This window comes from Pseudomonas sp. CAN1 (assembly GCF_030462585.1).
Lineage (GTDB): Bacteria > Pseudomonadota > Gammaproteobacteria > Pseudomonadales > Pseudomonadaceae > Pseudomonas.
The window spans coordinates 22,278-34,658 of sequence record NZ_JASMRU010000020.1 but is presented as its reverse complement, the minus strand read 5'-3'; the positions used below and the strand labels follow the sequence as shown (position 1 = coordinate 34,658).

Annotated in this window: 11 protein-coding genes; 1 reads left to right on the top strand and 10 read right to left on the bottom strand. The window is 66.5% G+C overall.

Annotation, left to right across the window (positions count from 1 at the left end; all coding sequences use genetic code 11):
• Positions 1-2: 2 nt before the first annotated feature.
• Positions 3-2,876, top strand: a complete 2,874-nt coding sequence (locus tag QO207_RS22095; RefSeq protein ID WP_301534436.1) for an HD domain-containing phosphohydrolase — start codon at positions 3-5, stop codon at positions 2,874-2,876.
• 12 nt (positions 2,877-2,888) lie between these two features.
• Here the strand turns inward: QO207_RS22095 and QO207_RS22090 are convergent, their stop codons facing one another.
• The 10 genes from QO207_RS22090 to atzF form a co-directional block, all read right to left on the bottom strand.
• Complete coding sequence (locus QO207_RS22090) at positions 2,889-3,275, bottom strand: type II toxin-antitoxin system VapC family toxin (protein WP_301534435.1); 387 nt, start codon at positions 3,273-3,275, stop codon at positions 2,889-2,891.
• Positions 3,275-3,526, bottom strand: a complete 252-nt coding sequence (locus QO207_RS22085; protein ID WP_301534434.1) for a type II toxin-antitoxin system Phd/YefM family antitoxin — start codon at positions 3,524-3,526, stop codon at positions 3,275-3,277. Before QO207_RS22085 ends, QO207_RS22090 begins: the two co-directional genes overlap by 1 nt.
• Before the next feature lie 140 nt (positions 3,527-3,666).
• A complete protein-coding gene (locus QO207_RS22080; RefSeq protein ID WP_301534433.1) occupies positions 3,667-4,413 on the bottom strand; it encodes a murein L,D-transpeptidase catalytic domain family protein in 747 nt (248 codons plus the stop codon).
• A gap of 388 nt (positions 4,414-4,801) precedes the next feature.
• On the bottom strand, positions 4,802-5,824 hold the full coding sequence (locus tag QO207_RS22075) for a L,D-transpeptidase (protein WP_301534432.1): 1,023 nt from the start codon (positions 5,822-5,824) through the stop codon (positions 4,802-4,804).
• A gap of 128 nt (positions 5,825-5,952) precedes the next feature.
• Complete coding sequence (locus tag QO207_RS22070) at positions 5,953-7,005, bottom strand: L,D-transpeptidase (RefSeq protein WP_301534431.1); 1,053 nt, start codon at positions 7,003-7,005, stop codon at positions 5,953-5,955.
• Positions 7,006-7,365: 360 nt separating this feature from the next.
• A complete protein-coding gene (locus tag QO207_RS22065; RefSeq protein ID WP_301534430.1) occupies positions 7,366-8,064 on the bottom strand; it encodes a pseudouridine synthase in 699 nt (232 codons plus the stop codon).
• Positions 8,064-8,279 (bottom strand): cysteine-rich CWC family protein, encoded by a 216-nt coding sequence (locus QO207_RS22060; protein ID WP_301534429.1) that lies wholly within the window; start codon positions 8,277-8,279, stop codon positions 8,064-8,066. Before QO207_RS22060 ends, QO207_RS22065 begins: the two co-directional genes overlap by 1 nt.
• Before the next feature lie 88 nt (positions 8,280-8,367).
• Positions 8,368-9,204, bottom strand: a complete 837-nt coding sequence (locus QO207_RS22055) for a DUF4824 family protein (protein WP_301534428.1) — start codon at positions 9,202-9,204, stop codon at positions 8,368-8,370.
• A complete protein-coding gene (locus QO207_RS22050) occupies positions 9,201-10,277 on the bottom strand; it encodes a DUF2157 domain-containing protein (protein ID WP_301534427.1) in 1,077 nt (358 codons plus the stop codon). The genes QO207_RS22055 and QO207_RS22050 overlap by 4 nt, the downstream gene beginning before the upstream one ends.
• 238 nt (positions 10,278-10,515) lie before the next feature.
• Positions 10,516-12,324, bottom strand: coding sequence for an allophanate hydrolase (gene atzF / locus QO207_RS22045; protein ID WP_301534426.1), 1,809 nt, complete (start codon positions 12,322-12,324; stop codon positions 10,516-10,518).
• Between the last annotated feature and the right edge of the window lie 57 nt (positions 12,325-12,381).

Here is a 12,381-nt window from a genome sequence, read left to right as displayed (position 1 = left end):
GGATGAAGGCATTCAAACGGGGTATCCCGCTGCAACTGCTGGTGGCGGGAGCCATCATCGCCAGCATGCTGGTGCTGGCGGGCGCGTTGCTGGTCCAGGGTTACCGTGGCGTGGAGGGCGCGCTGGTGACGGCGGCCGGGGAGTCGGCCAGCCAGCTGGGCGCGACCATCAACGAACGCATTCGCCGCCTGCTCGACCCGGCGGAAAGCGCGCTGCGCCTGCTGACCCATGACCCCATTTCGCAGACCGACAACCTGCCGGCGCGCCTCGACCGCCTGCCGATGCTGGTGGAGAACCTGCGCGCCAACCGTACCCTGAGTGCGGTGTACATCGGCTACCCGAACGGCGAGTTCCTGCTGATCCGCGCACTGCGTGTGCCGGAAGTGCGCAAGGCGGTGCAGGCTCCGGAGGCTGCGATGTACCTGGTGCAGAGCCAGACCCTCGACGGCAAGGGCGGCCTGCGCGGCGAGTGGCGCTTCTACGATTCCGAATTGCGCCTGCTGCGCGTGGAAGACCGCCCCGACTACCAGTACGACCCGCGCCCGCGCCCCTGGTACACCGAGGCGCGCAACACCAGCAGGACGGTGCTGACCCAGCCCTACGTGTTCTTCACTACCCGCGAGATCGGCCTGACCCTGGCGCACCGCAGTGTCGACGGCGCGGCGGTGATCGGCATGGACGCCTCGGTCAACGACCTCGGTGGCGAGATGGGTGGGCTGCGCCAGACGGCGCATACCGAGCTTGCGGTGGTGGACGGCAAGGGCACGGTGATCGCCTATCCGGACCTGGCGAAGCTGATGGTCCATGAAGGCAACGAATTGCGTTTGGCCACGCTGAACGAACTGAACGTTCCTAGCCTGAGCGAGCTCAATGCCGAGGCGGTGCCCGCTGGCAAACCGCAGTCCTACCGGGTGGGCGGCGAGGACTGGTACGGCATCTGGGTGCCGCTGTCGAACTTCACCAGCAACGAGGTGCGGGTGCTGATCGCGATTCCCGCCGCCGAGCTGCTGGCTGGTGCACGCCAACTGCTGTTCAACCAGGCCTTGTGGAGCGGCACGTTGCTGCTGGTGCTGCTGCTGATCGGTTGGTACATCGGCCGGCGCATTGCCCGTCCGCTGCGGGCGCTGGCCGACCAGGTGGGCGCCCTGGCCGCCTTCGACTTCGCCCGGCCGGTTGGCGTCGATTCGAAGATCGCCGAGGTCCGCGAGCTGAGCAGCGTGATGGGCAGCATGTCGCGCACCATCCATAACTTCCAGGCGATCACCCTGACCCTGAGCCGTGAAACGCGCCTGGACAACATGCTCGAAGGCGTACTGTCGCGCCTGGTCGAGGCAACCGCCGTGATGGGCGGCGCGGTCTACCTGCTCGAAGACGAGGAATGCCGCCTGCGCCTGGCCTGTACGGTGAACGGCGAGCAGTACCCGCAGTCGATGCTGATCGAAGGCTTCACCGAGTCGCAGCTGGCCGAGCGGGTGGACCAGGCCCTGGCCAATCGCGGGCAGTACCTGGAAGTCTCGCTGCGCAACCGCAGCGACGAGCTGCTGGGCATCCTGGTGCTGCAGCTGGCCGAGGAGGGTGCTCGCAGCCAGCAGCCGCGCAAACCCTTCAAGCGTTTTGTCGAGGAGCTCTCCGGCGCCGCCGCCGTGGCCATCGAGACGCGCCAGCTGATCGAGGCCCAGCAGAGACTGCTGGACGCCATCATCAAGCTGCTGGCCGACGCCATCGACGCCAAGAGCCCTTATACCGGCGGCCACTGCGAGCGCGTGCCGCAGCTGGCCGACCTGCTGTTGCAGAAGGTCATCGATTCGTCCGACGGCGAATACGCCGGCTTCGGCATGAGCGATGTCGAGCGTTACGAATTCCAGATCGCCGCCTGGCTGCACGACTGCGGCAAGATCACCAGCCCCGAGTACGTGGTGGACAAGGCCACCAAGCTGGAGACCCTGTACAACCGCCTGCACGAAATCCGCACGCGCTTCGAGGTGATCTGGCGCGACATCGAGCTGGACTACTGGCGCGGCATCGCCGAGGGCAACGACATCGGCCTGCTCGCCGCGCGGCGCGATGCGATGCACGAGGCGCTGCGCGAGGACTACGCCTTCGTCGCCCAGGCCAACGTCGGCGGCGAATTCATGAAGGACGAGGACATCGAACGCCTCAAGCAGATCGGCGAGCGCCGCTGGCTGCGCTATTTCGACGATCGCCTGGGCATCTCCCACGACGAGGCCGAGCGCCTGCAAGGGCGGCCGGTGCAGCCGCTGCCCGCCGAGGAATTCCTCCTGGCCGACAAGCCCGAGCACCGCGTGATGTGGGGCGAGCGCAAGCCGCCGGTGGTGAAGGACGACCCGCGCAACATCTGGGGCTTCGACATGCGCCTGCCGCCGTACGCGAGCAACTATGGCGAGCTGTACAACCTGGGCATCCGCCGCGGCACGCTGACCGAGGAAGAGCGCTTCAAGATCAACGAGCACATCGTCCACACCCTGATGATGCTCACGACATTACCGCTGCCGCGCCACCTGCGCCGGGTGCCGACCATCGCCGCCAACCACCACGAGAAGATGGACGGCACCGGTTACCCGCGCCGGCTCAACCGCGAGCAGATGAGCATCCCCGAGCGGGTCATGGCCATCGCTGACATCTTCGAGGCCCTGACCGCCGCCGACCGCCCGTACAAGGCGCCCAAGACTCTGTCCGAGTCACTGAAGATCCTCGCCTTCATGGCCCGCGACCAGCATATCGACGCCGACCTGTTCCGCCTGTTCATCAGCCAGGGCGTGTACCGCGAGTACGGCGAGCGCTTCCTCAACCCCGAGCAGATGGATGCCGTGGATGTGCGCGCAATCCTGGAAATACTCGACGGGGTGAAGGCCTGAGCCGGGGGCCGGTCAGATCTTGCGGATCGGCCCCGGATAGCCCTCGATCTTGCTGTCGTGGGTGAGCAGCAGCATGCCTTCCACGTTGGCCTGCGCTACCAGCATGCGGTCGAAGGGATCGGCATGCAGGGCGGGTAGGGTGCCGACGAAAATCGAGTGCTCGCCGGTGATGGGCAGTTCGTTGTAGCCATTCTCCAGCAGGGCCTGGCGCACGATGCTCGGGTCGTAGGGGAAGTCCGCACGCTTCAGCGCGTTCTTGATGGATATTTCCCAGATGCTGGCGGCGCTGAAGAACAGGTCGGTTTCTTCGGCCAGGATGAGCTTTCTGGTGTTCGCGGTCAGCCGTGGATCGTCGGTCAGCACCCAGAGCAGGACGTGGGTATCGAGCAACAGGCGCATCAGTCGGCCTCGCCACCGAACAGGTTGGCGATGTCATCGGCGAAGGGCGCGTCGATATCGTCCACGGCGGGATAGATCCCCTTGAGCGCACCGATGATTGCCTTCGGCTTGTCGTCGATGGCTTCTACCTTCACCAGGGGTTTGCCGGCCTTGGCGATGATAAAGGGCTGCCCCTTGCTGGCGAGGTCGACCAGGCGGGACAGATTGGTTTTCGCATCATGGATGTTCACGACTTCGATATCGCGATTCATGGTTGAGCCTCGATGAGCGTCGGGTTAGCTAATCAAGTGAACTAACTTGGATCGATGCTAGCCCAGCGGCCAGGAGCGGGCAATCCAAACGCAAACCGCCGGCATCAGCCGGCGGTTTGCATTCGCGGAGCGAACATCGATCAGCGCTTGGCGAGGTTCGACGCGTAGCGGTTGATCTGCGGGTTCTTCGCCACGGTGCAGCTTTGCCCGGCGAGGAACTGCGAGGTCTTCAGGTACTGCTGTTGTGGGTAGTAGGCGAACACGTAACTGCCGTTCTTCACGGTGTCGATCAGCTTCTGCGCGACCTGCGGGCGAACGGCCGGGCAGCCCAGGCTGCGGCCCAGGCGACCGAGGCCGGGGACGACCTTGGGATCGGCGTAGGCGGCGGCGTGCATGACGATGGCGCGCTCTTCGCTGTTGTCGTTGAAGCCCGGTTCCAGGCCCAGCAGGCGCAGCGAACGGCCGTGCTTGCCGCTGTAGGTCTGGCCGGTCTGGTAGAGGCCGATCGAGGACTGGAAGCTCTCGGGGCGGTTGGAGAAGGAGGTGGCCATGTCGTCGCCACTCTTCTTGCCGTGGGCGACCCACTCTTCGAAGAGCAGCTTGCGCTGCTTCAGGTCGAAGACCCAGAGGCGCTTGTCGCGGGACGGCTTGGAGTAGTCGATGACCGTCAGCAGGCGATTCTGCCCGCCCAGTTGCGTGCTGGCGCACTGCAGCGCGCTGAGCGCCAGGCGCAGGGTCTCGGTGTTGGTGGCCGGCGCGAGGCGGTGCAGTTCCTCGGCGGTGGGCAGGCGGGCGGCGGACGCAGTCTGCCAGCTACCGATCGCAAAGAGCGCGGCACTGGCGAGCGAAATCCGGAAGAACCCCCGTAACTTCAAAAAAGTCAGCATGAATACAACATTCCCGTTGAATCGATATGGTTTTTTCTGGGAAACGCCGCATTGTGCGCGATTTTTGACCAGTCCTGTGGTTGTTTTTTGATCAAGTATGGTCCCGCCCGTCGGTAATTACGAACTTATCGCTGCAGCGGATCGCCGCGGGGCGGCGCATCGCTTGGCGATCCGAGTGAAGAGCTCACCGCGGACAGGCGCCGATATTCCTGTTGTTTCGAAATACTTCGGCTGCTTGCACGGCCGGCTTGAGGCCGTCTGTCCGCTGGTGAGGACTACAGATTACTGGGATGTCCCCGTCGGCTAAGCCGTAGAAATATGAGGGCGCTGTAGGGGAAATCCGCAGTGCGTCGTGATTGCTCACACCATGGCCTGGTTCTTGAGCCGGTCAGTGCCCGGGCTTGTGATCATTGCTGCTGATTACGGTGAAGTCCGCACTGCGCATGTCGCGCGTGGATGGCAGATCGGTGATCACCAGGGTGCTGCCGACATCCAGGCTGGCGAGGAGGTTGTGGAGGAACTGCCGATCCAGCTTGACCTTCCCCAACTGCTGCTCCGGGGTCAGACCCTCCTGCGGGTCGCTGACCTGGACGGCGTTCCAGTGCAGGTTGGGGCTGTCGTCCTGGATCTGTTGTGCGCTGGGCTTGCTCAGCAGGGAGAAGGCGGCAATTCCGGTGCTGCGCTCCGGGTGCTGGAAGGTGACCGGGGCGGTGCCGATCTCCTGGCCACCGCGGTAGACATAGATGCGCCGGTCCGCGCGGCTGATGAGGATCGCCACGGGCTGGCTGCGGTCGTTCGAGTCGCTCCAGTGCGGCGCTTGTTCGCCGTCTTCCGCCACGCCTTCGGGGCGGCCGCCACTGACGATGGGAGCCAGCAGGCCGGGGTGATCGACGTCCATCGGCGCGCTCTGCGCGTTGGAGATGATCACGGTGGTGGTGGTCGTGCTGGTGATGGCGAACAGCTTCCTGGCGAACTCCAGCGACAGGTGGACACAGCCATGGGAGGAGGGGTAGCCCGGGAGGCCGCCAGCATGCAGGGCCACGCCGTCCCAGGTCAGGCGTTCCATGTAGGGCATGGCGGCATCGTTGTAGAGCGAGGAACGATGGTCGACCTCTTTCTGCAGGATGGTAAAGACGCCAGTCGGAGTCTCCTTGCCCTTGCGCCCGGTACTGACCGTGGCCACGCCGATGGCGATACCGTTGCGATAGATGTAGAGCCGTTGTTCGGTGAGGCTGACCACCAGCGTCACTGGGCCGCTCGGGGAGATTTCCGGGTACCACAGGTACTGGCCGGGCTTGAGCGAGGCGACGGCGGCGGGCAGGTTGCTCAGCGGGGAGGCGGTTTGTGGCGTTGCGAAGGCCGGGCCAGCGCCCAGGCCGAGTAGCAGAAAAGGGAACAACAGGTTCTTCATCGAGCACTCGGAAAGAGGAAAGCGAGCTAGCACGATAGAGCGATTGCCTGGGCGGCTGTACGGTCAGGTGGTGAAAGAGCCGTAGGAGAGTTCTGGCGGTATGGGGCCAAAATACCGGCCCCTTCTGATCACTCGACAGACTGATTCTTGACCGGTTTCTGCTCCGCCTTGCGGTCGTTGGTGGTGATCACGGTGAAGTCCGGGTTGCTGCGCATGTCGCGGGTGGACGGCAGGTCGGTGATCACCAGGGTGCTGCCCACATCCATGCTGGCCAGCAGGCTGCGCAGGAATTCGCGGTCGAGGCTGAACTTGCCCAGTTGCTCGGCGGGCGTCAGGCCGCGCTGCGGGTCGCTGACCTGCACGCTGGTCCAACGCAGGTTGGGGTTGTCGCTGTCGATTTCTTCCTGGGAGGGCTTCTGCATCAGGGAGAAGGCGGCGACGCCGGTGCGCTCTTCCGGGTGTTCGAAGGCCACCGGCGCGGTGCCGATCTGCAGGCCGCCGCGATAGACGTACAGGCGCCGGTCGGCACGGCTGACCAGCACCGAAACCGGGCCTTTCTCCGCGCCCGGATCGCTCCAGAACGGCACCACCATGGCGCTGTCGTCGTGCGGGCCGGCGGCGCGGCCATCGCTGACGATGGGGGCGAGCAGGCCGGGGTGGTAGACCTCCACCGGCGAGCTCTTGGCGTCGGAGATGATCACCGTGGTGGAGGTGAAACCGGTGACTTCGTAGAGCTTCTTGGCGAACGCCATGGGCAGGCGGATGCAGCCGTGGGAAGCCGGGTAGCCGGGCAGGTTGCCGGCGTGCAGGGCGATGCCGTCCCAGGTCAGGCGCTGCATGTAGGGCATGGGCGCGCTGTTGTAGAGGTCGGAGTGGTACTCGACCTTCTTCTGCAGGATGGAGAACACGCCGGTGGGGGTTTCCTTGCCCTTCTTGCCGGTGCTCACCGTCGCCACGCCGATGGCGATGCCGTTGCGGTAGACGTAGGCGCGCTGCTCGGTGAGGCTGACCACCAGGGTGACCGGGCCCGCCGGGGAAATTTCCGGGTACCAGAGGAACTGGCCGGGCTTGAGCGTCTTCAGGGCGGCCTGCAGGTCCGCGAGCGGCGAGGGCTTGCTCGGGTTGGCAAAGGCGACGCTGGCGCTGAGGGCGATCAGCAGGGCTACCGACAGTCTCTTCATTACCTTTCCTTGGAACGCGGGCATGGCAGGGAGCTTAGCCAAGCGGCGAGCCGGGCTGCAAACCGCCGGGCTGAACGGTGCGCGTAGGTATTTTCGGAACGTTGGATGAGGCGCGGAGCGCAGGAGCGGATTCATCCGCGATTTCTTCAGCGCGGATGCCAATCGCGGACGGAGTCCGCTCCTACGTGAAGTTCTGTGCAGAGGGGATCTCCCCCGGCCTGTCCCTGCAGGGAGGGGGCGCAGTCCGTGCCGTCGGACACTTTGGTGTCAGCCTGCACTGAACCAGTCCCCTCTCCCTTCAGGGAGAGGGTTAGGGAGAGGGAGGCCCAGGTACGGACTTTCAGAGACACACAGTTGCCCCTACGCGTCCAGCTCGGCGATTTCCGGTGTCGTCAGCACGCGGTATTCGCCCGGTTGCAAGTCCGGGTCGAGGGTGAGGCTGCCCATGCTTTCGCGGTGCAGCCGCGTCACCTTGTTCTGGAAGTGGCCGAACATGCGCTTAACCTGGTGGTAGCGGCCTTCGTGCAGGGTCAGGCGAGCGGCGCGCGGGCCGAGGATTTCCAGTTGGGCGGGCAGGGTGGTGAGGTCTTCGAAGGCGAAGTACAGGCCCTGCTCGAAGGTCGCGATGTAGCGCTCCTCGATCGGGTCTTCGGTCTCGACGTAGTAGATCTTGGGCAGCTTGCGCCCCGGCAGGGTCATGCGTCGCGACCATTGCCCGTCGTTGGTGATCAGCAGCAGGCCGGTGGTGTTGTAGTCCAGGCGGCCGCCGATGTGCAGTTCGTCCTTGTCCGGCTCGTCCAGCAGGTCGAGCACGGTGCAGTGCTCGGCGTCGCGGGTGGCGCTGACGCAGCCGGCGGGCTTGTGCAGCATGAAGTAGCGCGCCGGCCTGCCGGCCTGCAGCAGCTCGGCGTCCAGTTCCACGCGAGAGAATTCGCGCACCTCGTGACGGCCATCGCGGACCACCTGGCCGTCTACGCGAAGGCGGCCTTCCGCGAGCAACTGGCGGGCCTGCTGACGGTTCAGGTGGGGCAGGTTGGCGATGAAACGGTCCAGACGCATCAGGCGCTCTCGTCGTCCTTCAGCCCTGCAGCACAGCGTGGGCACAGACAGGCGCGGTCGACCAGCTCGGGTGGGATTCGCTCAAGGGCGTTGCGGTCGATGCGTGTGCTGAAGCACCAGCACGGCTGGCCTTCCAGCGCCGGATCGGCCTGGGTGCAGCGGTTGGACTGGCCGCATAGCGGACAGCGGCTGGGGTCGAGGATGGCGTCGTTCATGGCCGCTCAGGGCGAGGGTTGCTGCGGGCGCACAGGGTGCAGCGCGAGCCGGGCTCGCGCAAGCGGATTCGGATCGGCGCCCGGCTGCTCAGGGCATTTCGACCTTGTCGATCCACGGCTCCAGCCGTCTGCCGAAGGCGACCTCGGCGACGAAGGGTTGTGCGCGGCTGTCGGCTGCCCGGTTGGGTTGCGCGGTGATCTCGTCCAGCCTCTCGCGCCAGTGGTGCGGCACGTTGATGGCGTCCAGGCCCAGGGCGCTGGCGGTGCCGCCCAGGGTCCAGATGTGCTCGTGGAGCTGAGAGATCGGCCGCACCCGGCCCTGCACGATGAGGTAGCGCTGACGGTCCGGGTAGCGCTGGCGCAGGGCGGCCTGGTGGAGGCCTACGTCCTTGAGCAGCAGGCGGCTGGCGTGCTTTTCCTCGCTGTTCAGGGCGCTGCGGGCGTACTTGAGCTCGTAGTCCAGCTTGTGGTTGTCCGGCGCTGCGTTGGCAGCTTGCTGCGCCTCCTCCAGATGCTTGCGCGCCAGCTGCAGTTCACGCTGGTACAGCGGGCCGTCGAGTTCCAGCACCAGCAGGGCGGCGCGTGATTGCTGGCGGTCGAAGTGGCGGGCGCTGTTGTCGTCGACCTGCTCGGGCATGGCGAAGCCCAGTTCTTCCATCTGCCTGGCAGTGATCTGCGGCGCCCAGGCCAGCCTGCGTGGCTTGGCGTATTCGTCCTCGCTGGGGAAACGCCATTGCAGGCGCAGGCTCAGCCCGCTGTTCTCGTTGTGCCAGGAGCTGTTGCGCAGCAGTTCGCGCTGGCTGAGCGGCAGCCGGCTGTCCGCCTCGCCCGAGCGGTTCCAGGCTACGCCGCCGAGGGCGACGGCGTTGACCAGCAGGATCAGCCCGACGCCGCCGAGCAGTGCGTGGGTGCGTGTCCAGTTCATGCGCTGGCACCTCCGAGCAGGCCGTGGGCGCTGCGCAGGCGCCGCAGGATCAGCAGGATCAGCACCGCGCAGAGGCCCAGCACGAGGAAGAACAGGTACTTGGGCATCACCTCCCACCACCAGTCGAAGAACTTGGTGTAGAGGAAGATGACGAAGAAGGTCAGCCCGGTATTCACCACTTCCGGCCACTCGCGGCGCGCGCCGAGCCAGATGACCAGCGCCGAGGCGACGAAGCCGAGCAGTTGATACAGATGCTCCACCGCGCCGAAGCCCAGCGGCAGGTAGCTGCCGCCGCCCCAGTTGGCCAGCACCAGCATCGGCAGGAACAGCCCGAGCAGGCCGAACACCCGGTAGATCGCGGCGAAGCCGTCGAAGCGGCCCTGGGCGATGAACGAGGGGACGAGGAAGATCAGCAGCGCGGCGGGGAAGAAGTTCTCCGGGCGCTCGCCCACGTCCAGCCAGTAGGCGCCGCTCCAGGTGCCGACCCGCGCGGCGACGTAGCCCATCAGGCAGATCAGCGCGGTGGCCAGCAGCAGGCGCGCATCGCAGGTGTAGGCCAGCAGCAGGGCGTAGGCGGCCCAGGGCAGCAGGGCCTTGTCGGAGGGCGTGATATTGAAGATCTGCCCGATCATCAGCACGTTCAGCACCAGGCAGGCGAAGGCCAGCATCGCTGCCAGCTTGGCGAAGTAGCCGGAGGCGTCGCGCTGCTGCAGGGCCAGGGTCAGCAGCAGGCTGCCCAGGGCGGCGGCGATGAGGATGACCACCTGGGCGGTCTCCGCAAACAGCCCCCAGAACTGGTAGAACAGGAAGAACAGGCTCGCCGCCAGGGCCAGCGCGCCGAGGAAGGAGGCGATGCGCATGCCCAGCGACAGGCGATGGTCCTGGCTGTCGCGATCGATGTCGAAGCGCGCGCGGTAGTCGGCGAGCAGGCGTTGCTGGTGCTGGTGCAGGCCTTCGCGCTGGGCGTTGTCCAGACGCAGGGCGCCTTCGTCCTGCAGGCGCCCGAGCTCGCGCTCGAAGGCCAGGATGTCATCGACGCGGCGCTGCGCCTGCTGGTGGCTGAGTTCGGGCATGACCGCTCCTCGCGGCGGGGGATGCTTGAACTCTAGCTGTCGGCGGGGCGGGGTTCCACGGGTACTGGGTAACCCTTGCGCGGGGGCAGGTCATCGCGGACGGAGTCCGCTCCTACGCGCGGATCGGTTTTCGGAGCGTCGTAGAAACGTAGGGCGAATAACCTGGAACAGGTTATCCGCCGATCCGGCGTGGCGGATAACGCTGGCGCGTCATGCGCCCTACGGAATCCCCTGGTGATCAGCTCCGGCTCTGCAGCCAGGCTCGCCAGCCGCCGAAGCGGCTGATGTCCTCGGCGCCGTCCAGGCCCCAGGGGTCGCAGATGAAGCCGGTTTCCCAGCTGCCCTCCTCCAGTTGTACCTTGCCCAGCCCCAGCGGCGCGGGGATGCCGGTAAGGAAGGAGCCCAGCTCGGCGCTGGGCAGTTCCCAGACTTCCACTTCGATGGCCACGCCGCCCTCGGCCACACGCAGCATGCCGGGACGCAGCGGCGGGCCGCCGGCCAGGGCGTAGAGCTTGTAGGCCGGGGCGCTTCGGGTGGCGCGCAGCAGGCGCGCGCCGCGCTGGCGCAGTTGCCAGTTCAGCGCTAGGCCGTCCAGGTGCGCGCCACACACCACCAGGCGTGCACGGTCGTTGCGCGCGGGGTTGGCGGAGGATGCTGGGGCTATGGCGTTGCCGCCGGTGAGCGGCAGGTTGTGCCGGCGCTGCAGGGCGTCGGCCACGCCGAGCAGGTACTGGTCGGTGAAGGCGCGGCCGAACAGCGTCACGCCCCAGGGCAGGCCGTTGCCCATGATGGCGCTGGGCACGGCGACGGCGGCGTAGTCCAGCAGGTTCATGAAGTTGGTGTAGTAGCCCAGGTCGGAGTTGCGCTTCACCGGTTCGGCGTGCAGCTCGTCCAGCGTCACCGGCCGGCCGATGGTGGGGGTCAGCACGCAGTCGAGGTCGGCGAGGATCGCATCGCACTGCGCCTTGAGTTCCTGCAGCCGGTACTGCGCACGGAACGCCTGCACGGCGGTGGCGCCGGGAGCTTTCGCCAGCACATCGCGGATCACCGGCAGCACGGCCTGCGGGTCGCGCTCGATCAGCTCGCCCGCCACGCTGTAGCGCTCGGCCACCCAGGGGCCTTCATAGAGCAGGCGCGCGGCTTCGAGGAAAGGGGCGAAGTCGATTTCCCGAGCCTCGCCGCCCAGTGCCTTGAGCTGGTCGAGGGCATCGGTGAACAACACCGGGCCTTCGTGACAGCCGAAGAATTCCAGCTGGTCGGCGCAGGGGACGCCGAAGCGGAAGGGCTTGGGCGCGCCGAAGGCACTGGCGTCGTTCCAGGCGGGATTGGCGCGGCTGTAGCCGTCCAGCGGGTCGAGCCGGGCGGTGAGGCCCAGCAGCTCGCTGGCCTCGGCGGCGCTGGCGGTGAAGTAGGTGATGCAGTCCAGGGTGCGGCAGGCCGGCACCAGGCCGGTATTGGACAGCAGGCCCTTGCTCGGCTTGAGCCCCAGCAGGCCGTTGAGCGCTGCCGGCACGCGGCCGGAGCCGGCGGTGTCGGTGCCCAGGGCGAAGCTCGCCACGCCCAGCGCCACGGCCAGCGAGGAACCGGCGCTGGAACCGCCTGACGCGAACTCCGGCAGCACGCTGTTGCGGCATTCGCCGTAGGGCGAGCGGGTGCCGTTGAGGCCGGTGGCGAACTGGTCGAGGTTGGTCTTGCCCAGCGGGATGGCGCCCAGGTCGATCAGTTGCTGCACCAGCGCCGCCGACACTTTTGGCGTGTAGGCGAAGGCCGGGCAGGCGGCGGTGGTAGGGATGCCGGCGAGGTCGATGTTGTCCTTGATGGCGAAGGGGATGCCATAGAGCGGCAGCGCTTCGGGGGATTTTTCCTCCAGCGCGGCGAAGTAGGGTTCCAGTTCTTCCAGGCTGAGCAGGTGGATGAACAGGTGGTAGTCCGGGTTCAGCGAGGCGGCCTTGTCGCGCAGTTCGGTGATCAGCTGGCGCGGCGTGGCGCGGCCCTCGCGGTAGGCGGTGCGCAGGGTGGCGAGGCGTAGGTCGAAGGTGGTGGGCATGGTTGGGATTCCTTTGGGCCTATCAGTGCTTCGCTCGGATTGCCCTCACCCCGGCCC

What these genes read in the sequence shown, in the direction of transcription:
- QO207_RS22095 (WP_301534436.1), top strand. Translation starts at nt 3, where the DNA reads ATGAAGGCATTCAAACGGGGTATCCCGCTGCAACTGCTGGTGGCGGGA.
- QO207_RS22090 (WP_301534435.1), bottom strand. Translation starts at nt 3,275, where the DNA reads ATGCGCCTGTTGCTCGATACCCACGTCCTGCTCTGGGTGCTGACCGAC.
- QO207_RS22085 (WP_301534434.1), bottom strand. Translation starts at nt 3,526, where the DNA reads ATGAATCGCGATATCGAAGTCGTGAACATCCATGATGCGAAAACCAAT.
- QO207_RS22080 (WP_301534433.1), bottom strand. Translation starts at nt 4,413, where the DNA reads ATGCTGACTTTTTTGAAGTTACGGGGGTTCTTCCGGATTTCGCTCGCC.
- QO207_RS22075 (WP_301534432.1), bottom strand. Translation starts at nt 5,824, where the DNA reads ATGAAGAACCTGTTGTTCCCTTTTCTGCTACTCGGCCTGGGCGCTGGC.
- QO207_RS22070 (WP_301534431.1), bottom strand. Translation starts at nt 7,005, where the DNA reads ATGAAGAGACTGTCGGTAGCCCTGCTGATCGCCCTCAGCGCCAGCGTC.
- QO207_RS22065 (WP_301534430.1), bottom strand. Translation starts at nt 8,064, where the DNA reads ATGCGTCTGGACCGTTTCATCGCCAACCTGCCCCACCTGAACCGTCAG.
- QO207_RS22060 (WP_301534429.1), bottom strand. Translation starts at nt 8,279, where the DNA reads ATGAACGACGCCATCCTCGACCCCAGCCGCTGTCCGCTATGCGGCCAG.
- QO207_RS22055 (WP_301534428.1), bottom strand. Translation starts at nt 9,204, where the DNA reads ATGAACTGGACACGCACCCACGCACTGCTCGGCGGCGTCGGGCTGATC.
- QO207_RS22050 (WP_301534427.1), bottom strand. Translation starts at nt 10,277, where the DNA reads ATGCCCGAACTCAGCCACCAGCAGGCGCAGCGCCGCGTCGATGACATC.
- atzF (WP_301534426.1), bottom strand. Translation starts at nt 12,324, where the DNA reads ATGCCCACCACCTTCGACCTACGCCTCGCCACCCTGCGCACCGCCTAC.